Source organism: Nocardioides montaniterrae (genome assembly GCF_054782655.1).
In genome coordinates this window covers 221208-241186 of sequence record NZ_BAAGSB010000002.1, presented here as the reverse complement: position 1 = coordinate 241186, position 19979 = coordinate 221208, and the positions used below count along the sequence as shown (strand labels likewise).

21 protein-coding genes and 1 tRNA gene are annotated in these 19979 nt (G+C 69.8%); 8 read left to right on the top strand and 14 right to left on the bottom strand.

Going from position 1 to position 19979, the window contains the following annotated elements; all coding sequences use genetic code 11:
- Positions 1-3 precede the first annotated feature (3 nt).
- Positions 4-1032, bottom strand: coding sequence for an alpha/beta hydrolase (locus ACYVJ3_RS04590; RefSeq protein ID WP_460851331.1), 1029 nt, complete (start codon positions 1030-1032; stop codon positions 4-6).
- 58 nt (positions 1033-1090) lie between these two features.
- On the opposite strand from ACYVJ3_RS04590, the gene ACYVJ3_RS04585 reads away from it, so the two are divergent.
- The 3 genes from ACYVJ3_RS04585 to ACYVJ3_RS04575 all read left to right on the top strand — a co-directional run bounded on the left by ACYVJ3_RS04585 (position 1091) and on the right by ACYVJ3_RS04575 (position 5035).
- A complete protein-coding gene (locus tag ACYVJ3_RS04585) occupies positions 1091-3256 on the top strand; it encodes an RNA degradosome polyphosphate kinase (protein WP_460851330.1) in 2166 nt (721 codons plus the stop codon).
- Between the two features lie 154 nt (positions 3257-3410).
- Complete coding sequence (locus ACYVJ3_RS04580; protein WP_460851329.1) at positions 3411-4028, top strand: DUF47 domain-containing protein; 618 nt, start codon at positions 3411-3413, stop codon at positions 4026-4028.
- 8 nt (positions 4029-4036) lie between these two features.
- Complete coding sequence (locus tag ACYVJ3_RS04575; protein WP_460851328.1) at positions 4037-5035, top strand: inorganic phosphate transporter; 999 nt, start codon at positions 4037-4039, stop codon at positions 5033-5035.
- A gap of 6 nt (positions 5036-5041) precedes the next feature.
- Here the strand turns inward: ACYVJ3_RS04575 and ACYVJ3_RS04570 are convergent, their stop codons facing one another.
- The 6 genes from ACYVJ3_RS04570 to ACYVJ3_RS04545 all read right to left on the bottom strand — a co-directional run bounded on the left by ACYVJ3_RS04570 (position 5042) and on the right by ACYVJ3_RS04545 (position 10744).
- Positions 5042-5725 carry a response regulator transcription factor gene (locus ACYVJ3_RS04570; protein WP_460851327.1) on the bottom strand — a complete coding sequence of 228 codons (684 nt, stop codon included), beginning with the start codon at positions 5723-5725 and terminating at the stop codon, positions 5042-5044.
- Positions 5722-6501, bottom strand: coding sequence for a phosphate ABC transporter ATP-binding protein PstB (gene pstB / locus ACYVJ3_RS04565; protein ID WP_460851326.1), 780 nt, complete (start codon positions 6499-6501; stop codon positions 5722-5724). The genes ACYVJ3_RS04570 and pstB overlap by 4 nt, the downstream gene beginning before the upstream one ends.
- 12 nt (positions 6502-6513) lie before the next feature.
- The gene (gene pstA / locus ACYVJ3_RS04560; protein WP_460851325.1) at positions 6514-7593 is read right to left on the bottom strand and encodes a phosphate ABC transporter permease PstA; all 1080 of its coding nucleotides are present in this window, start codon (positions 7591-7593) and stop codon (positions 6514-6516) included.
- Positions 7590-8525: a phosphate ABC transporter permease subunit PstC gene (gene pstC / locus ACYVJ3_RS04555; protein WP_460851324.1), complete on the bottom strand. Its 936-nt coding sequence runs from the start codon at positions 8523-8525 to the stop codon at positions 7590-7592. Before pstC ends, pstA begins: the two co-directional genes overlap by 4 nt.
- Before the next feature lie 106 nt (positions 8526-8631).
- On the bottom strand, positions 8632-9702 hold the full coding sequence (gene pstS, locus ACYVJ3_RS04550; RefSeq protein WP_460851323.1) for a phosphate ABC transporter substrate-binding protein PstS: 1071 nt from the start codon (positions 9700-9702) through the stop codon (positions 8632-8634).
- Between the two features lie 151 nt (positions 9703-9853).
- Positions 9854-10744 (bottom strand): NUDIX hydrolase, encoded by an 891-nt coding sequence (locus tag ACYVJ3_RS04545; protein WP_460851322.1) that lies wholly within the window; start codon positions 10742-10744, stop codon positions 9854-9856.
- A 49-nt stretch (positions 10745-10793) separates the two neighbouring features.
- Between ACYVJ3_RS04545 and ACYVJ3_RS04540 the strand changes: the two genes are divergently transcribed.
- A complete protein-coding gene (locus tag ACYVJ3_RS04540; protein WP_460851321.1) occupies positions 10794-11819 on the top strand; it encodes a hypothetical protein in 1026 nt (341 codons plus the stop codon).
- A 16-nt stretch (positions 11820-11835) separates the two neighbouring features.
- On the opposite strand, the gene ACYVJ3_RS04535 is transcribed toward ACYVJ3_RS04540, so the two are convergent.
- The 5 genes from ACYVJ3_RS04535 to ACYVJ3_RS04515 all read right to left on the bottom strand — a co-directional run bounded on the left by ACYVJ3_RS04535 (position 11836) and on the right by ACYVJ3_RS04515 (position 15110).
- The gene (locus ACYVJ3_RS04535; RefSeq protein ID WP_460851320.1) at positions 11836-13977 is read right to left on the bottom strand and encodes a heavy metal translocating P-type ATPase; all 2142 of its coding nucleotides are present in this window, start codon (positions 13975-13977) and stop codon (positions 11836-11838) included.
- Positions 13974-14177: a heavy-metal-associated domain-containing protein gene (locus ACYVJ3_RS04530; protein ID WP_460851319.1), complete on the bottom strand. Its 204-nt coding sequence runs from the start codon at positions 14175-14177 to the stop codon at positions 13974-13976. The genes ACYVJ3_RS04535 and ACYVJ3_RS04530 overlap by 4 nt, the downstream gene beginning before the upstream one ends.
- Before the next feature lie 41 nt (positions 14178-14218).
- On the bottom strand, positions 14219-14371 hold the full coding sequence (locus tag ACYVJ3_RS04525) for a hypothetical protein (protein WP_460851318.1): 153 nt from the start codon (positions 14369-14371) through the stop codon (positions 14219-14221).
- Between the two features lie 181 nt (positions 14372-14552).
- Positions 14553-14756, bottom strand: coding sequence for a cold-shock protein (locus tag ACYVJ3_RS04520; protein ID WP_460851317.1), 204 nt, complete (start codon positions 14754-14756; stop codon positions 14553-14555).
- A 281-nt stretch (positions 14757-15037) separates the two neighbouring features.
- Positions 15038-15110, bottom strand: a tRNA-Lys gene (locus ACYVJ3_RS04515).
- A 320-nt stretch (positions 15111-15430) separates the two neighbouring features.
- Here ACYVJ3_RS04515 and ACYVJ3_RS04510 point away from each other — a divergent pair.
- Together ACYVJ3_RS04510 and ACYVJ3_RS04505 are read left to right on the top strand one after the other, a co-directional pair.
- The gene (locus tag ACYVJ3_RS04510; RefSeq protein ID WP_460851316.1) at positions 15431-16579 is read left to right on the top strand and encodes a hypothetical protein; all 1149 of its coding nucleotides are present in this window, start codon (positions 15431-15433) and stop codon (positions 16577-16579) included.
- A gap of 35 nt (positions 16580-16614) precedes the next feature.
- Complete coding sequence (locus tag ACYVJ3_RS04505; protein ID WP_460851315.1) at positions 16615-17301, top strand: hypothetical protein; 687 nt, start codon at positions 16615-16617, stop codon at positions 17299-17301.
- 39 nt (positions 17302-17340) lie between these two features.
- On the opposite strand, the gene ACYVJ3_RS04500 is transcribed toward ACYVJ3_RS04505, so the two are convergent.
- Entirely contained in the window at positions 17341-18096 is a 756-nt protein-coding gene (locus ACYVJ3_RS04500) for a trypsin-like serine peptidase (protein WP_460851314.1), read from the bottom strand.
- 1 nt (position 18097) lies between these two features.
- Positions 18098-18514: a Fur family transcriptional regulator gene (locus ACYVJ3_RS04495; RefSeq protein ID WP_460851313.1), complete on the bottom strand. Its 417-nt coding sequence runs from the start codon at positions 18512-18514 to the stop codon at positions 18098-18100.
- Between the two features lie 80 nt (positions 18515-18594).
- On the opposite strand from ACYVJ3_RS04495, the gene ACYVJ3_RS04490 reads away from it, so the two are divergent.
- Positions 18595-19314, top strand: coding sequence for a hypothetical protein (locus ACYVJ3_RS04490; RefSeq protein WP_460851312.1), 720 nt, complete (start codon positions 18595-18597; stop codon positions 19312-19314).
- A gap of 22 nt (positions 19315-19336) precedes the next feature.
- Positions 19337-19978, top strand: coding sequence for a PaaI family thioesterase (locus ACYVJ3_RS04485; protein WP_460851311.1), 642 nt, complete (start codon positions 19337-19339; stop codon positions 19976-19978).
- Position 19979 lies beyond the last annotated feature (1 nt).

Below are 19979 nucleotides of genomic sequence, written 5' to 3'. Positions count from 1 at the left end.
GACTCAGGCGGTCATCGCCGTCCGCAGCCGCGCGGCCACCGCACCGGTGGCCGCTCGGCAGCTCGGCACCAGGAGCATGTTCACGAACCCGTGGATCTGGTCGCTGAAGCGCTCCAGCTCCACCACGTGGCCCTCGGTCGCCATCCGCTTGGCGTAGGCCTCGGCCTCGTCGCGCAACGGGTCGAAGCCCGCGGTGCAGACGTACGCCGGCGCGAGGCCGGCCGGCAGCTCGGCACGGATCGTGCTGATCCGCTCGTCGTCGAGGTCGGCGGGTCCGTTGATGAGCTCGCGGTCGTAGCGGGCCATCGACTCGTCGGTCAGGAAGAAGCCGTTGCCGAAGAGCCGCTTGCTCTCGGTCGCGTGGTGGCCGTCGACCGTCGGGTAGATCAGCAGCTGGAACGCGACGGGCAACCGCTCGCGAGCAGCCCGGATCGCGATCCACGCCGCGAGGTTGCCGCCCGCCGAGTCGCCGCCGACGGCGATCCGTGCGGGGTCCGCACCGAGCTCGTCGGCCCGGTTGAGCACGTCGAGGTAGGCGGCGTACGCGTCGTCGTGCCCGATCGGGAACTTCGCCTCCGGCGCGAGGCCGTACGTCACGGCCACGACGGGTACGCCGGACAGCTCGGCCAGCAGCCGACAGGTGGCGTCGTGGGTGTCGAGGTCGCCCTCGACGAAGCCGCCGCCGTGGACGTACACCAGCAGCGGTCCCGCCTCGCCGGAGGCGGCGAGGGGCACCGACGGCAGGAAGTGGCGCGCGGGACGGCCGGCCACGGTCAGCGATCGGACCGATCCGATCGGCTGACGGCCGCCGACCAGCGCCGCATCGACGCGCATCCGCTCGCGCAGCTGCTCCACCGGGAGCTCGGCGTCGCTGCGGGTCAGGTTCTGCACCTTCAGCATCAGGCCGAGGTCCGGTGCGAGGGTCTGGCCGTCGCGCACGGTCGCGCCCCCGGAGAGGGTGCGCTGGACCTGGGCGGGCAGGGCGGTGAGGGCGCGCAGGCCGAGGCCCTCGACGGTCGAGCGAAGGTTCACGCCAGCACCCTACGCAGCACGTCACCCGACGTTCACCCGGCGGTGGGAAGATCGGCTCATGTCGATCGAAGCGCAGCGCTCCGTGCACCACCCGAGCGATGGATCCGAGGACTCGATCGAGCCCGCCCCGGCCGAGGACCTCACCCCCGGATATGTCCCCGACGAGGCGCTCGTCGCCACCATCGAGGCCGTCGGCAACCGCTTCCTGGACCGCGAGCTGTCCTGGCTCCGCTTCAACGAGCGCGTGCTCGAGCTGGCCGAGGACGAGTCGATCCCGCTGCTGGAGCGCACGCGCTTCCTGGCGATCTTCGCCAGCAACCTCGACGAGTTCTTCATGGTCCGGGTGGCCGGCCTGAAGCGCCGCATCGCGACCGCCCTGGCGGTCCGGGCGGCGAGCGGCTTCATGCCACGCGAGCAGCTGGACATGATCTGGGAGCGCGCCGACCAGCTCAGCCAGCGCCACGCCGAGATCTTCCGGGACCGGCTGATCCCTGCGCTGGAGAAGGAGGAGATCCACCTCGTCCGCTGGGCCGACCTCGACCGCGACGAGCAGAAGGCCTGCAAGAAGCTCTTCAAGGACCGGATCTTCCCCGTCCTGACGCCGCTGGCGGTCGACCCGGCCCACCCGTTCCCCTACATCTCGGGCCTCTCGCTCAACCTCGCCGTCGTGATCCGCAACCCCAAGACGGGCAAGGAGCACTTCGCCCGCGTGAAGGTGCCCTCGAACATCGACCGGTTCATCAAGCTCGGCAACTCGCGCTTCGTGCCGCTCGAGGACCTGATCAGCGCCCACCTGCGTCGGCTCTTCCCAGGCATGGAGGTGCTCGAGGCCCACACCTTCCGCGTCACCCGCAACGAGGACGTCGAGGTCGAGGAGGACGACGCCGAGAACCTGCTCGCCGCCCTCGAGAAGGAGCTGCTGCGGCGCAAGTTCGGCCCACCGGTGCGTCTCGAGGTGGAGCAGTCGATCGCGCCGACCGTTCTCGAGCTGCTCGTCTCCGAGCTCGACATCAGCGAGGCGGAGGTCTTCAAGGTCCCCGGTCCGCTCGACCTGCGCGGCCTGCACGGCATCGCCGACCTCCCGCGCGAGGACCTGAAGTACCCCTCCTTCGTGCCGACCACCCACGCCGACCTGGCACCGGTCGAGTCCGCGGCCCCGGTCGACGTCTTCAAGGCCGTACGCCGCACCGACGTGCTGCTGCACCACCCCTACGACTCCTTCGCCACCTCGGTGCAGCGGTTCATCGAGCAGGCCGCGGCCGACCCGCACGTCCTGGCCATCAAGCAGACGCTCTACCGCACCTCCGGCGACTCCCCCATCGTCGACGCCCTGATCGACGCCGCCGAGGCCGGCAAGCAGGTCCTGGTCCTGGTCGAGATCAAGGCCCGCTTCGACGAGACCGCCAACATCAGGTGGGCGCGCAAGCTCGAGCAGGCGGGCTGCCACGTGGTCTACGGCCTGGTCGGGCTCAAGACCCACTGCAAGCTGGCCATGGTCGTCCGCGACGAACCCGAGGGCATCCGCCGCTACACCCACATCGGCACGGGCAACTACAACCCGAAGACCTCGCGGATGTACGAGGACCTGGGCCTGCTGACCATCGACGAGGTGATCGGCGAGGACGTCGCCCACCTGTTCAACAACCTCTCGGGCTGGTCGCGCAACGCCAAGTACGACCAGCTCCTGGTCGCACCCGACTCGGTGCGTTCGGGCCTGATCGAGCAGATCCACGACGAGATCGCCCACCACCGTGCCGGACGACCCGCCCGGATCCGGATCAAGGCCAACTCGATCGTGGACGAGAAGCTGATCGACACGCTCTACCTCGCCTCTGCCGAGGGCGTGCCGGTCGAGCTCCTGGTGCGGGGCATCTGCGCGCTGCGGCCCGGCGTACCCGGCCTGTCCGAGAACATCAGCGTCCGGTCGATCCTGGGCCGGTTCCTCGAGCACAGCCGGATCTTCACGTTCGAGAACGGTGGCGACCCGACGTACTGGATCGGCTCGGCCGACATGATGCACCGCAACCTCGACCGCCGCGTCGAGGTGCTGGTGCGGCTGCCGGGCGACAAGGCCAAGCAGGAGGTCCAGGCTCTGCTCGACCTGGCGTTCGCGCCGAGCACGCAGGCGTGGGAGCTCGGTGTGGACGGCCACTGGGAGGCCAACGCCGGGACCGACCACCTGCACGAGACGCTGATCGAGCGCCAGCGCCGCCGCAACCGCTGATCGTTCACCGTCCATTCACCCGCTGTTCACGCCGCAGCCCGGCTCTGCGTGCGGATCGCCACTTCGGGGCGTTCTGGGCACGCCGATGTTGCCAACTCCGCTCGTTCACCCCCTAGGCTGAGCGCGTTCGCCTATGCCTCAACGGGAGTAAACCGTGGGATTCCGACTTCGCCCGGTCGACACGTCGTTCTACGACCTGTTCACCGAGTCCGCCCAGCACCTCGTCAAGGGCGCCGGCCTGCTCGCCGAGATGCTCGCCGACAACGCCGATCACGAGGCCGTCGCCGAGCGCATGCGCACGGCCGAGCACGAGGCCGACGAGACGACGCACGCGATCGTCAAGAAGGTGAACAGCACCTTCGTCACGCCCTTCGAGCGCGAGGACATCTACGCCCTCGGCTCCGGTCTCGACGACGTCATGGACATGATGGACGAGACCGTCGACCTGATCCTGCTGTACGAGGTCGCCATCTTCCCGGCCGAGCTCTCGGCCCAGGTCGACGTGATCCAGCGCTGCGCCGAGCTCACCGCCGCCGCGATGCCGCGCCTGCAGTCGATGAAGTCGCTGGAGGACTACTGGATCGAGGTCAACCGCCTCGAGAACACCGGTGACCGCAACCACCGCCGGATGCTGGCCCACCTCTTCTCGGGCGAGTACAAGACGATCGAGGTCCTCAAGCTCAAGGACATCGTGGAGTCGCTCGAGGCTGCGATCGACGCGTTCGAGCGGGTGGCGAACATCGTCGAGCAGATCGCCGTCAAGGAGTCCTGAGCAACGCCATGGAGCTCGCGATCCTCATCGCGTTGGTCGTCATCGCCCTGGCGTTCGACTACACCAACGGATTCCACGACGCGGCGAACGCGATCGCGACCTCGGTCTCCACGCGGGCGCTGACCCCGCGCATCGCCCTCACCCTCGCCGCGGTCATGAACTTCATCGGTGCCCTCATCGGCACCGAGGTCGCCCACACGGTCGCCGACACCATCGGCACGATCGACGGGCGCCAAGGCCTGGTCATCATCCTCGGCGCCCTCATCGGCGCCATCGCCTGGAACCTCGTCACCTGGTACTTCGGCCTCCCCTCGTCCTCCTCGCACGCCCTCATCGGCGCGCTGGTCGGCGCCGGCATCGTCGGCGGGGGAACGGTCAACTGGACCACCATCAAGGAGAAGGTCCTGGTCCCGATGGTGGCCTCCCCGGTCATCGGTTTCACCATGGCGTTCGCGCTGATGATGTCGTTCCTGTGGCTGCTGCGGAAGCGCAACCCGCACGCCATCAACCGCAACTTCCGGGCCCTCCAGGTCTTCTCGGCAGCGACGCTGGCCCTCGGTCACGGTCTGCAGGACGCGCAGAAGACGATGGGTGTCATCCTGCTCGCGCTGGTCACCTACGACCCGCAGAAGTACAACATCGACCACCTCCCGCTCTGGGTCATCCTGGGCTCGGCCGCAGCGATCTCCTTCGGCACCTACTCCGGCGGCTGGCGGATCATGCGCACCATCGGACGCAAGATCATCAAGCTCGACCCGCCGTCCGGCTTCGCCGCCGAGACCGTGGCCACCGGCGTCCTCTACGTCATGGCGCTGCACTTCAAGGCGCCCGTCTCCACCACGCACACCATCACCTCGGCGGTGATGGGTGCCGGAGCGACCCGGGGCAAGGGCGCGGTGAAGTGGAACATGGCCGGCGCGATCGTGCTGGCTTGGGTGCTGACCTTCCCCTGCGCCGCTCTGGTCGCGGCAGCGGCGTACGGCCTGCTCAACCCGATCCTCACCTGAGCCGGCTCAGACCATCAACCCGTAGCCCCGGCCGCGGATCCGGCGTACCGTCGCGGCCGCTCCCAGCCGCGCACGCAGCCGCGTGACGTGCATGGCGATGGTGTTGCCGGTGGCCTCGCCCTCGCCCCACAGGGCGGCCCTGAGGTCCTCGTCGGTGACCACTCGCGGGGCGCGACGCATCAGCTCCCGCAACAGCTCGAACTCCTTGAGCGGCAGGTCCTTGAGGCGTACGCCGTCGATCGAGACGGTGTAGGCGTCCGCGTCCAGCTCGATCGGCCCGACGCTGAGGTGCGCCCGCTCCGAGAGCGGCTCGGGCGACGCCGTCAGCGCCTCCCACAGGTGGTGCGCGGTGTACGACGTCGGCATCAACGCACTCGCGCCCGCCCGCAGCAGCTCACCGGCACGCTCGGGATCGCTGCGCTCCAGCACCGCCACGACGTACGCCGCACCGTGCCGGCGGATCGCGGCGACGAACTCGGCCGCCGGGATGCCGGGCGCCCTCGGGTCGACGATGACCGCGTTGGGGTGGACCCGGCCGAACTCGACCAGCCCGTCGACCGTCGAGTCGACCCACACCAGGTGCACGCCGCGGTCGGCCATCGCGTCCGTGAGGTGCTCCTTGTCCGCCGACGGGTCGACCACGAGCAGCTGCGCGCCCGTCGCCTCGGCCCACCGGCGGCTCAGGCTCATCCGAAGCGGCCCGAGATGTAGGCCTCGGTCGACTCGTTGTCCGGGTTGGCGAACATCTTCTTGGTCGGGTTGAACTCGACCAGGTGACCGGGCTCGCCGGTCGCCTTGAGGTTGAAGAAGCCGGTGTCGTCCGAGACCCGCGCCGCCTGCTGCATGTTGTGGGTGACGATCACGATCGTGTAGTCGCTCTTGAGCTCGTGGATCAGGTCCTCCACGGCCGAGGTCGAGATCGGGTCGAGGGCCGAGCACGGCTCGTCCATCAGCAGGATCTCGGGCTGCACGGCGATCGCCCGGGCGATGCACAGGCGCTGCTGCTGGCCTCCGGAGAGGCCCATGCCCGGCTTGCCCAGGCGGTCCTTGACCTCGTTCCAGAGGTTGGCGCCCTGGAGGGAGCGCTCCACGATCACGTCGGCGTCGGCCTTCTTGATCTTCTTGGCGTTCAGCCTGCTGCCGGCCAGGACGTTGTCGTAGATCGACATCGTCGGGAACGGGTTCGGCCGCTGGAACACCATGCCCACGGTCCGGCGTACGGCGACGGGGTCGATGCCCGGACCGTAGAGGTCCTGTCCGTCGACGATGATCTGTCCGTCGACGCGCGCGCCGGGGATGACCTCGTGCATGCGGTTGAGCGAGCGGAGCATGGTCGACTTGCCGCAGCCCGAGGGCCCGATGAACGCGGTGACCGCGCCGGCCTTGATGGACATGTTGACGCCCTCGACCGCGAGGAAGTCGCCGTAGTAGATGTTGACGTCGGAGACGTCGATGCTCTTGGCCATTGCAGTGACTCCTTAGCGCCCGGTCTTGGGGGCGAAGATCTTCCCGACGATGCGGGCGACGAGGTTGAGGATCATGACGATCAGGATCAGCAGCAGGGCCCCGCTCCACGCCCATTTGTACATGTCGTGGGTGCCGGAGTAGTTCTGCATGATGAAGGTCGGCAGCGTCTCCATGCGGCTGTTGAACAGGTTCCAGTTCATCGAGTCGACGGTCCCGACCGCGACCAGCAGCGGCGCGGTCTCGCCGATCACCCGGCTGACGGCGAGCATCACACCGGTGACGACGCCACCGATGGCGGTCGGCAGGACCACCTTGACGATGGTGCGCCACTTCGGCACGCCGAGGGCGTACGCCGCCTCGCGCAGGTCGTTCGGGACCAGCCGCATCATCTCCTCGGCCGCGCGGACGACCGTGGGGACCATCAGCAGCGACAGCGCGACCGAGCCCATCAGGCCCATGCGGGTGCCGGGGCTGCCGAACTCGGTGAACAGCGCGAGCGCGAACAGACCCGCGACGATCGAGGGGATGCCGGTCATCACGTCGACCAGCAGCGTGATGCCCCGGGCGATCCAGGTGCCGCGGCCGTACTCGACGAGGTAGATAGCGGCCATCAGGCCGACCGGCACCGAGATGACGATCGCGCCGAGCGTGACCAGCAGCGTGCCGACGAGGGCGTGCAGCGCGCCGCCACCACCGCTGACCTCGAGGGTCTTCGGGTCGAAGTGCGGGGTCGAGTCGTGGGTCAGGAAGTAGCCGTCGATGTGCGGCGCCCCCTTGATGACGACCTCGGTGAGCACCCAGACCAGCGGGACGAGCGCGCAGGCGAGCGCGGTCCACACCAGGCAGGTGATGAACCGGTCGGCGGCGGCGCGGCGGCCCTCGACGATCCGCGACCAGAGCGGCAGGGCGACGTCGGCGATGAGCACGGTGAGGATCCCGATGGGGACCCAGCCCCACCCGAGCAGCAGCGCGACCAGGGCGGCGGCGGAGGCCGAGCCGACCAGCACGAGGTACGGCGCGAAGACCGGCAGCCGGTTCCCACGGATCGACAGGGTGGAGGGCGGGGCGGTGACAGCGACGGCGGCGCTCATCGGAGCTTCCTCTCCGCACGGGCCACGATCGCTCGCGCGGCGAAGTTGACGATGAAGGTGAAGACGAAGAGCACCAGACCGGTGGCGATCAGGACCGCCTGCATGCGGGAGTCCTCGTTCTTGTACTGCGAGGCGATGTTCGACGCGATCGTCGCCGGCGCCTCGGTCGTCAGGATGTGGATCGACACGAGCGGGTTGCCGTTGAGCACCATCGCGACGGCCATCGTCTCGCCGAGCGCGCGACCCAGGCCGAGCATGGCGCCGGCGACGATGCCCGAGCGCGAGTGCGGCAGCACTGCCAGCCGGATCATCTCCCAGCGGGTGGCGCCGAGGCCGAGCGCGGCCTCCTCCTGGAGCTTGGGCGTCTGCTGGAAGACCTCACGCGCGATGGCGGTGGTGATCGGGATGATCATGATGGCGAGCACGATGACCGCGATCAGGACCGTCGAGCCCGTGCCCGACGGCTCGCCGCCGAACAGCGGGATCCAGCCGAGGTGCTCGTGGAGCCAGACCTGCAGCGGGATGCTGGCGTGGGTGACGACCCGCCCACCCCACAGGCCGAAGATGACCGACGGCACGGCGGCCAGCAGGTCGATCAGGTAGGCCACCGGCACGGCCAGCCGGCGCGGCGCGTAGTGCGAGATGAAGAGCGCGAGACCGAGCGAGAAGGGGACCGCCAGGCACATCGCCAGCACGGCCACGAACGCGGTGCCGAAGAGGAGCTTGCCGGCGTAGGACCAGAAGCTCGACGCGGCCGGCTCGTAGACCTCCTTGGCCGTGTGCAGGCCGGGTACGCCCTGCACGGCGAGGAAGACGAACACCGCGGCCAGGACGACCATGATCAGCACGCCGGCCGACAGGGCCGTCGAGAAGAAGAGGGTGTCCCCGATCGCACGATGACGTCGCGTGGCGGTGGGTTCGGTCGCGGTCACTCCGGACCTCCAGGTGGTTGCTGCGCCGGGGGCGCATCGGGCGGAACATGGGCGAAGCGGCGGACCCCGAAGGGTCCGCCGCTCACCGTGGTGATCGACGCGGCGATCAGCTGATCTGGTCGACCAGCTTCTGCGCGGCAGCGGAGATCTCGGTCGGCAGGGGCGCGGAGAACGCGTTCTTCGCGGCGACGGCCTGGCCCTGCTCGGAGAGCATGTAGGTCAGGAAGCCCTTGACGACGTCGGCGGTGCCCTTGTCCTTGTACGACGGGCAGGCGATCTCGGAGGACGCCATGAACAGCGGGTACGTCGACGGGTCGGTCGAGGTGCGGTTCAGGTCGTACTGCAGGACGCTGGCCGGCGTACCGGCGGTCTTCTTGGACGAGGAGAGCGCCTTGGCCGCACCGTCGGCGGACGGGGCGACGTACGTGCCGCCGACCTTGATGCTGACCAGGCCGAGGCCCTGGCCCTGCACGGCCGAGTCGTCGGCGTAGGTGATGGCACCCTCGTTGTCGACGACGGCGCCGACGACGCCGGAGCCACCGTCCTGCGCCTCACCCTTGGTGGTCGGCCAGTCCGAGTCGTGCTCGGTGGACCAGTCGGCAGCGGCCGTCTGGTGCAGGTAGTCGGTGAAGTTGTCGGTCGTGCCGGAGGAGTCCGAGCGGTGGACCGGGATGATCTTCTCGGCCGGCAGCTTGACGCCCTTGTTCTGGGCGGCGATGGCCTTGTCGTTCCACGTGGTGATCTTGCCGGTGAAGATCTTGGCGATCGTCGAGGAGTCGAGGTTGAGGGTGTCGACGCCCTTGAGGTGGAAGGCCACGTCGATCGGCGAGATGAAGACCGGGAACTCGATCGGGTCGGCGCCACAGGTCGCCTTGGCCTGCTTCAGCTCGTCGGCGTCCATCGGGGAGTCCGAGCCCACGAACGAGTAGGTGCCCTTGATGAATCCCGCGCGACCGTCACCCGAGCCGATGGCGTCGTAGGTGATCGTGGCGTCGGAGTTGGTGGCGGCGTAGCCACCGCGCCACGACTCCTGAGCCTTCTCCTGGGCGGTCGAGCCGCCGGCGGCGACCGAGCTGCTGCCCGAGTCGTTGCTGGAGCCACACGCGGCGAGGGAGGTCGCGAGCGCGACGGCGGCGATGCCGGGGAGGGCGGCACGGCGGATGGTGTTGAGGTTCAAGACGATGCCTCTCGAGTTGAGGGGCTCTGTGCACCCTCGGCTTTCGAACTGGACAGGACGAAGCTAGGGAGGCCGGGTAACGCAACCCTGCGGCATGCCTGAACGCGAGGTGAACAGTCGCTGAGCGACGTACGACGGCACGTGGTCGGCGTCACGCCGTCCGGTGTCGCTCGAACGCGACGACCGCGCCCTTGCGGGTGTGCAGCACCAGCATCTCGGCGGGCGCGAGCGGTTCGGCGAGGGCTGTCGAGCGCTGCTTCTTGCTCAGCCCGAGCGCGTCGTACACGAGTGGCAGCACGGGCCGGTGGCTGCACAGGACCGCGCCGTGCTCGTCCTCGAGCAGCTCGTCGACGATCCTCTCCACGCTGCGCGGCGAGGCGTCCTCCTCGCTGAGCTGACGCCGGAGGTCGAGGTCGAAGCCCGTGGTGGCGGCGTACGGCTCGACCGTCTGGACGCAGCGGGTGCTCGAGGAGGTCACCACGTGGCTGACGTCGTACGCCGCGAGCAGCGGCACCAGCCGGTCCGACTGGGTGAGCCCGGTCTGCAGGAGCGGACGGAGGCGGTCGTCGCCCGCCCAGTGGGTGCGGGAGCGCGCGTTGGCGTGCCGCAGGACGACCAGCGCCCGCGTACGTCGACGTACGCCGAGGGCCTCGGCCAGCGTCTCGCGGTCGTAGTCGTAGGTCAGCAGGTCCGTGGCCCGGTCGACGGGCACCCAGGCGACCTCGTCGATCTCGGCGTTGGGCCGGTAGCCGGACACGTCGTCGTCGCCGACCACGCGGCCGGTCCAGTAGTGGACCACCTTCGGACGCCCGTTGACCGGGTAGCCCTGGTCCGGCAGCGGTGGGCCGAGCCGCACGTGCAGGCCGGTCTCCTCGGCCACCTCACGGACCGCAGCGGCCACGCGGTGCTCGCCGCGCTCGAGCTTGCCCTTGGGGAAGGACCAGTCGTCGTACTTCGGGCGGTGCACCAGCAGGACCTGCCGCCCAGGGCGGAAGACCACGACGCCGGCAGCGACGATCGGGGGGCGGGTGGTGGTGGCCACGGCGCTAGTGTCACCTATCCGGGCTCCTGCAGCGGAAGAAGGTCGATGGATGAAGCGGCGCTGGGTGGTGCTGACCGTGCTGGTCGCACTCCTCCTCGGTGGCGGGGCGCTCGCCTGGCTCCACCACCGCTCCGAGCCGTCCAGCCGCCTGGCCGCCGCCCTCGCGCTCGCCCCGCGCACGGCGGTCCGGTTCAGCTGGACCGACTGGGCCGGCGTACGCGATGAGCTCGGCCTGTCGTCCTCGACGCCGGTGGCGCAGCTGTTGAGCACGGCCTTCGACCACGACCTCGACTCCGAGTCGGCCCTGGTCGACTCCGCTCCCGTGCTCGCCCGGTCGTTCGGGTTCTCCCCCGCCGACCTCGACTGGGAGCTCTACGCCCAGGGCACCGACGGCGCCGTCGAGCTGATGGGCCTGCCGGCCGACCTCGACCTCGGCGACCTGCGCCGCACGCTGGAGAAGATCGGCTACCGCGCGCCGTCCAGCGCCGACGGGTTGTGGACGCATCCATCGCTGGGCGACATCGGCGACCTGACCCCCGAGCTGACAGCGCTGACCATCGACTCCGACCACCACGTGCTGGCCGCCTCCGACAACGCCGCCTTCCTCGGCAGGTGGCGTGGTCTCGAGCGGGGCACGTCCTCGGACGCGCTGGCCTCGGTCACCGACGCGATCGGCTCCGCGCGCTCCGCGTCGGTTTACGCCGGCGACTACGCCTGCAGCGCCCTGGCCATGAACCGCGCCGACGACGCCGACCAGGTCGAGGGCGCCCGACTGATCCAGGAGGCCGGGAAGCTCAACCCGATGGACGCCTTCGCGATCGCGCACCGGTCGGCCTCGCTCGTGCGCGTCGCGATGGCCTTCGAGAGCTCCGACCAGGCACGCACCAACGCCGACACCCGCTCCCGGCTGGCCGTCGGTCCCGCCCCCGGCCAGGGCGGCTCGTTCACCGACCGGTTCACCCTCGGCCGGGTCGCCGCCGACGGCGACGTCGTCACCATGGATCTCCGGCCCAAGCCCGACACGTACGTCCTCTCCGACCTGGACAACGGGCCGTTGCTGTTCGCCAGCTGCTGAGGGGGCTCGGTAGTCCCTACCGGAATCGTCGCAACCGGAGCGAGTTGCCGACCACGAACACGCTGGACAGCGCCATGGCGGCGCCGGCGAGCATCGGGGTCGCCAGGCCGGCGACGGCGAGCGGGAGCGCGGCCACGTTGTAGCCGAAGGCCCAGACCAGGTTGGACCGGATGATCCGGAACGTACGCCGCGACAGCCGGATGCCGTCGACGGCGAGCCCGAGGTCCGAGCCGAGGATGGTCAGGTCGGCCGCGGCCTGGGCGACATCGGTGCCGGCGCCCATCGCGATGCCGAGGTCGGCGCCGGCCAGGGCGGCGGCGTCGTTGATGCCGTCCCCCACCATCGCGACCCGGCGACCCTCGTCCTGCAGGCGCGAGACGTACGCCGCCTTGTCGGCCGGCATCACGCCGGCCACGACCTCGTCGATCCCCACCTGGTCGGCGACGTGGCGGGCGGCGCGCTCGTTGTCGCCGGTCAGCAGCACGACCCGCTGGCCGAGCGCGTGCAGCCGCTCGACGGCGGTGGCCGCCCCCGCAGCGACCGTGTCGGCCACGGTGAACGCCCCCCGCGCGACGCCCTCCCAGCCGACGAGGACGACCGTCGCGCCGGCACCCTCGCCCTCGTCGACGGCGCGCTCGAGCGCGGCCGGGACGGTCATGCCCTGCTCGCGCAGGAACCCGGCGCGGCCCACCACGACCTGGGTCCCGTCGACGGAGCCGGTCACGCCGAGGCCGGCGTGGTTGCTGAACTCCGTCAGCTCGCCCGTGCCGGTGGCGCCGGCGCTGCCGGCGATCGCCCGGGCGATCGGGTGCTCGGAGGCGGACTCGACGGTGGCGGCGTTGCGGCGTACGACGTCCTCGGCGGAGCCCTCCGCGACCACCGACACCACGCGCATCCGCCCCTCGGTGACAGTGCCGGTCTTGTCCAGCGCGACCGTGTCGATCGCACGCGCGGCCTCGAGCACCTCGGGTCCGCGGATCAGGATGCCGAGCTGGGCACCCCGGGCCGTGCCGACCATCAGCGCCGTCGGCGTGGCGAGCCCGAGCGCGCACGGGCAGGCGATGATCAGGACGGCGACGGCTGCGGTGAAGGCGTCGGTCCAGGTCGGCCCAAGGATCGCCCAGCCGGCGAGCGTGGCCAGCGACAGGGCGATCACGAACGGCACGAAGACCGCCGAGACCCGGTCGGCCAGGCGCTGCACGGCGGCCTTGCCCGCCTGGGCGTCCTCGACCAGCCGCGCGATCTGCGCGAGCTGGGTGGACTCGCCCACCCCGGTCGCACGCACCACCAGCCGGCCGGTCGTGTTGAGCGTCGCGCCGAGCACGTCGTCACCGTCGCCGACCTCGACCGGCACGGACTCACCGGTGAACGCGGCGGCGTCGATGGCCGACGAGCCCGTCACGACCACGCCGTCGGTCGCCACCCGCTCCCCCGGTCGTACGACGAACAGCTCGCCCACCCCGAGCCGCTCGATCGGGACGACCGACTCGGGACCGCCCAGGCCGTCGGGCAGCAGCGTCACCTCCCGCGCGCGCAACGCGGCGAGGGCACGCATCGCGGAGCCCGCTCGCCGCTTGGCCCGCTTCTCGGCGTACCTCCCCGCGAGGAGGAAGGTGGTCACGCCCGCCGCCGTCTCGAAGTAGGTCATGTCGGCATCGCCCACGAGCAGCGCGACCACCGACCAGAGGTACGCCGCGCTCACGCCGGTCGAGACGAGCGTGTCCATCGTCGCGCTGCCGTGGCGGAGGTTGGCCAGGGCGGCGCGGTGGAACGGCCAGGCGCCCCAGGTGGCGACCGGCGTGGCGAGCGCCCACGCGATCCACGGCCAGGCCGTGACCTGGAGCGGCGGGACCATCGCGACGAGCAGGACGGGGACCGCGAGGGCGGCGCTGACGAGCAGGCGGCGGCGCAGGGCGTCCAGCTCGCTCGGAGCGGTGACGTCGGCGCTCTCGACGTACGGCGAAGCGCCGTAACCGGCTGCCTCCACCGCACCGATCAGCTCGCCGAGCGCGGTGCCGGGTGGGAACTCGACCCGCGCCCTCTCGGTCGCATAGTTGACCGACGCCGTGACGCCCTCGAGCTTGTTGAGCTTGCGCTCGATCCGGTTCGCGCACGAGGCGCAGGTCATCCCGGTCAGCTCGAGGTCGACGGTGCTCATCGCAACGTGTACCCCGCCTCGGTGACCGCCGCCTCGACGGCCTCACGGGTGAGCGCGGCGGCGCTGGTGACGACGACCGTGCCGTCCTCGAGCGTCACGTCGACAGCGCTGACGCCGTCGATCTCGCCGAGCTCCTCGGTCACGGAGGCGACGCAGTGGCCGCAGGTCATGCCGTCAACGATCCAGGTGCTGGTCTCCATGTGGCCAGCATACCCCCCAGGGGTATATCGATCCAGTGTCCCTACGACGCGGGGCGGATGCCGAGGATCCGGTCGATCTCCACCTGAGGCAGGCGACGCTCCGAGGCGGTCGCCGCGATGATCAGGTTGGTCGTCAGCTCGACCTCGGACAACAGGTCGTCGTCGTCCAGCTGCACCTCGAACTGGTCCTCCACGTGCTTGCTCCTCCCGATCGGCAAGCCACGCCGGCCCCCCAACCGACAGAACATAAATCTGCATGCCGCCTTACCCACTGTGCCACCGCGCCAAACCAGGATCACGCAGGAAATGCGACCGAAAAGCGACTCGCGCCCCGCTGCCGGAGCAGCGGGGCGCGAGTGCGATCGAGTGGTTCGATCAGAGAGCGCGGACGTTCTCGGCCTGCGGGCCCTTGGGGCCGGCGGTGACGTCGAACTCGACCTTCTGGCCGTCCTCGAGGGACTTGTAGCCGTTGGTCTGGATCGCCGAGTAGTGGACGAAGACGTCGTCGCCGCCGCCGTCCTGCTCGATGAAACCGAAGCCCTTCTCGGCGCTGAACCACTTCACGGTGCCCTGAGCCATTGCTCGTTACTCCTTGTGTCTGGGCGAGAGCCGTCACCTCGACGACCCGCACCCGCTGCGAATGACACGTCGCTCCGGACCCGTGATTGGTGGTACCACAAACCAGAAACGCCGTCGGCCACAAAGACTCCAGGCGTCAAAACCTTTCGAACCTTGCACCGGGTGCAACAGGGACACTATCAATCTGAACGACGGCCGAAACCTCTCAACACAACACTTCTCAAGATCGTTCGTGAAAGTTGCGCGACGCCGATGTGACGGCCCGGGAAATGCTCCAGAGGTAGGCCCCGTGGGACTCGAACCCACAACCTAAGGATTAAAAGTCCTCAGCTCTGCCAATTGAGCTAGGGGCCCGCACGAGGCCTGTTGCGAGGCCCTGCGCGCCGTCAGTATCGCAGCGCCGCCGTACGCCGTGATGCGTGGTGCCAAATGTTCAGCGGATCACTCGCCCGGCGGAAGCCACAGGCGTGACCGACGCGCACCGGGGCTGCTCGGCATTCGGATCGCATCGAGCAAAGTGGCATCACAGACACTGCGTTTGCAGCCGATCCAGCGTGGGTAGGCGAGCCAGCACCGCCCGTTGAGGGCGGGCATCTCGGACCGGAGGAGTTGAACCACCTATGTCTCCGTCACATCTGAAGCGTCTGTGCGCACTGGTCGGCGTAGGAATCGTCGTGCCAACCGCGACGATCGCAGTCCCGTCCGCTCCAGCGATTGCGGACGCTGCCGCACCCGTCGCACTGCACGGGTCCATAACTGGCGGCGGCACCAACATGTACGTCGCCGTCTACGCGCTGCCAAAGCCCTCGACGCAGGCCTCCTCAGTGGGCTCCAAGAACACGCTGTACCGGCTACCCGACTCAACGGTCACGGTGTCAGGGTCGTCGTACTCGGTCAACATCTCCAACGGTGCGTTGCCGACCTCGGTACGTGACCGAAACGGGGACGTCACCTTCGTGACCTTGACCGAGAACCAGTCGACCTTGAAGTACGCGGTGCACACCGCGACCGCCCGTTACGTCCCCGCACAGAACGGCTCGACGGCCCACTGGACCGACCCGATCCACGCGGTTTCGAGTCCGCGAACGGCGCGCGCCGCCCAAATCTCGGGGGTCGACGTTTCCACGCATGTGGCCGCGACGGCCTCGGCGCCAGCGCGAGCCTCACGAGCGGTCGCGAAGCGCAGCTACACCGATTACGTCGGCGTGAAGCAAGCGTGGGCCACGATCGGGACCGGGTATCCGGTCGGCGGGTCGACTTCATGGATGACGTGGAAGAACAACAGTTCATCCACGTTCACTTCCAGCTTCGGTGTCGCGATCTCCTACAGCGTGGCCAAGGGGGCCGACGCATCCGCCAACTGGAATCAGTCAGGCACCCAGACGGTGAGTCGCAGCTTCGGTTTCGAGTGGGATCCGAACAGCGCGGGAAGGAAGTTCCAGGTCGGAGTCACCTATGTCCACGCCATCACCCACCTCTCCGACCTCGAGTGCTACCAAGGGGTCTACTGCAGCTACAGCACATGGGCGCCGGGCCGATACAACGGCGGAACTCGCTCGGTCTACAACGTCACGCGGCCTGTCAGTTGGCACTATTGCGTGCGCCAGTCCGCCGGGACGTTCACGCGCTACCGGGCCGCCGGGTCGTCGTTCACCGCCTCAAGAGGAGCCCAACTCGCGTTCTTGAACTGGTCGGGCAGCAGCGAGCGCGCTTACAATCTGGATGCTGAGTTGAAGTACCACACCAAGGAAGGCCAGCGCCTGTGCGGCAGCAACGACATGCCGCCATACGCCAGCCAGATCATCGAGAAGCCACGTCTGTGAGAAGCACCGGCGGTCTGATCGGGGCGCTATTGGCCGTGAGCTTCCTGGCCAGCTGCAGCTCGAGCGATGCGCCTTCGATGGTGCGTACCTACGTAGATGGGCCGGCAACAAAGAGCCCCCTTTCGGCGTACAGCGGGCCGGGGGGCTTCGCGGCCGACGCGTCGCCGCACACACCTTGGGACTTCTCAGACGGTCAGTTCTTTCTCTGCGTCACCCGAGCCGCCACCGAAGCGACCATTACCTCCGTCGTGCCGCACCCCTCAGCCGCCGCACCACCGTTGTCAGTGACGACTTGGCTTCGCACCACGACACGGTCTGCCGTCAAGAACACCCCGGCCTTCAAGCGCAGAGACTTCGAAGGCGTCAACTCCAAGGGCACCCCACCGATGTGGCGCGACCCTCAGCGCACGTTCGTCGCACGCGGCCAATGGTCGACGGCCATTGCTGGCACCCGCGTGGCGGCGACCTGCAAGCAGCGCGCCACTCAGCAGCAAGCCGTTCTGAACGGAAGGGTGCCGAACCTCTCGGTCGCCTACGAGCTGGTGATCACGCTGAAGGTCGGCAAGCAAGGCGGATCCGTCAACGGGTTCGACATCCACTTCAACAGCGACGGCCAGGCCGGAGTGCTGCGGGTCCCATGGAAGATCACGGCGTGCGGTACGGCACGCGCGCTGCGCGCACAGTGCGACGTCCCGATCTCACATCTGCCGGGGAACAAGTAGGCGGCTCGGACCGCCGCAGGTTGCGACGCGTTCTGAGCGTCAGCAGAGGTTGGCGAGGAAGCCGACCGGGACGAGGTCGGTCGGCCCCGCCGCCTCGGCGCGGGCGACGAGGACGGGTAGGTAGCGGCCGATCGGCGAGGAGTACGTCGTCGCGCCGCAGCCGCCCTGCTCACGCCCACCGATCACGCCGACCAGGCGACCGTCCTGCAGGAACGGGCCGCCGCTGACGCCGGCGGTCAGACCGGGGCAGTCGACGGCGGGATAGGTGTCGACGAGGCGCAGCGGCGCGCGACAGGCGACCGGACGACCACCGACGCCCAGCGGGTAGCCCATCACCTTCGCCGCCTCACCGGCCGTCGGGGACGTCGTACGCAAGCCGCCGGCGATGTCCTCGATCCGCCGACCACCCCTCGGGCCGACCTCCAGGACGGCGACGTCCGCGGCCGGGTCCTGGCCCGATCGCCAGGCGGGTGGGACGTAGGCCCGGCGTACGGCCCACACGCCGTAGGGCGCGACCCCGTCGTGGAAGCCGGGCGCGAACTCCATCGTCACCCCGGTGCCGTAGACGCAGTGGGCGGCGGTGACCAGGAGGTCCCGGGTCGTCGAGTGGAGCACGCTCGCGGTGCAGAAGTGCGGCAGGTGCAGCGCCACGGCCAGGCCGGCGACGGACGGGAAGAACAGCGCGCCCGTGGTCGGCGTCGGCGCGACGGGCACCGCCGGCACCGGCGCAGCACTCGCCGGACCACCCACGACCGTCCCGATCAGGACGGCGAGAGCGGCGGCGAGGCGGCGCACGTCAGGCGCCGCTCGCCCGGCAGTCGGCGCACAGGCCGACCAGCTCGACGGTGTGGCTGACCTCGACGAAGTCGTGCTCGGCCGCGACGGACCGCGCCCACGCCTCGACGGTCGGCGCGACGACCTCGACGGTCCGGCCGCAGGAGCGACAGACCAGGTGGTGGTGGTGGTCAGGACTGCAGCGGCGGTACGTCGTCTCGCCGGCAGGACCGTGCAGGACGTCGACCTCACCGGCGTCGGCCATCGCCTGCAACGTGCGGTAGACGGTGGCCAGGCCGACCTTGTCGCCGGCCTGCCGCAGAGCGTCGTGGATGTCCTGCGCGCTCTGGAAGTCGTCGGCCCGACCGAGCGTCTCGGTGATCGCGAGGCGCTGTCGCGTGGGACGCAGGCCGGCGGTCTGCTGCGCGGGATCCGGCATCGCTCCTCCTCGTTCGATCGGCACGCTGGACGGGTCAAGCCTAGGAGTAGCCTCTGCGCCGGAGGAAGGGAGACCTCGTCGTGGGCAGCGGTGACGAGTTCGGGCCGGACACAGCATCGATCCGGGCCTGGCTGGAGAAGCGCGCGGAGTACGCCGCCGATCGCGGGTCTTCCGCGCCGATCCCGAGCGCCGAGCCGACCACCGCGGCCCCTCCGCCCGAGGAGCCGTTGCCCCCGCTGACGTTGTCGGTGCCGACCGAGCTCCCGGCTCCCGCACCCGCTCCCACACCCGCTCCCACACCCGCTCCCACACCCGCCGCAGCGCTGCCTCCGATCGACGAGGACGACCTCCCTCCGGCGGTCATCGAGTTCAAGCCCCGCAACGCCACCCGCCACGCGCTCTCCCTGGTCCTGCTGGGGGCCCTCGCCGCGACGGTCGCCGCAGGCGTCCTCGCCGCCACCGACCGGACCCCGGTGGCGATCGGCACCACCGCCGTCCTCGCGATCCTGACCATGGTCGTCTGGGCCGTGCGGGCCAGCTCGACCCCGACCAGGCTGACCGTTCGCCGTACCCAGCTCGAGGTCGTACGCCGCGGCGAGCGGCGGATCGTCGACCTGGCCAGCCCCTACACGCCCGTGGCCATCATCGGACGGGCCGCCGACCGACGCTGGCAGGTGCTCATCGAGCAGCCCGACGTACCCCTGCTGACGCTGACGCGGGCCGACGTCGAGCCCGCACAGTTCCTCGAGGTGCTGCACCGGCTGCGGCCCGACCTGCGCCGCACCGACGACGCAAAATAAGAACGTGTTCTAGTCTGTGTCCATGACGTTCCAGCCCGAGGAGTTCTCCGCGGAGGAGGTCGCGCGTCAGGCGGGCCTGTACGGGCCACTCGCCCAGGCCGTCCGCGAGCTGGTCGACGCCAGCCTGCGCACCACCGTCGACGGCGACGAGATCCTCGACGCGACCGCCGACATCGAGGCCGTCACGACGCGTCTGCGCAAAGAGCAGATCGACGGCGCGTTCGGCGTCCGGTACAGCCCCGAGGGTCGCGGTCGCGCCTGGGGCAACGCCGTGATCGGCCTGCGCAACGCGGTCGCCCCGCCGCTGGTCGTCACCTGCGACGCGGCCGGTCGGGCGATCTCCGACTTCCACCTGGGCGCGGCGTACGAAGGACCGCCGGGGCTGGTCCACGGCGGTGTCGTCTCGCTGGTGCTCGACCAGATGCTCGGCCAGGCGGCCGGCGCAGGTGGTCGCCCGGGGATGACCGCGACGCTGACGATCAGCTACCGCCAGGGAACCCCGCTCGGCGACCTGCGGGCGGAGGCCTGGATCGACCGCTGCGACGGCATCAAGACCTGGGCGAAGGGCCACCTCATCGGTCCGGACGGGATCACCGCCGAGGCCGAAGGGCTCTTCATCCTGCCGAGGTGGGCACGCGGGCTCGACGTGACGGTGAGCGACTGAG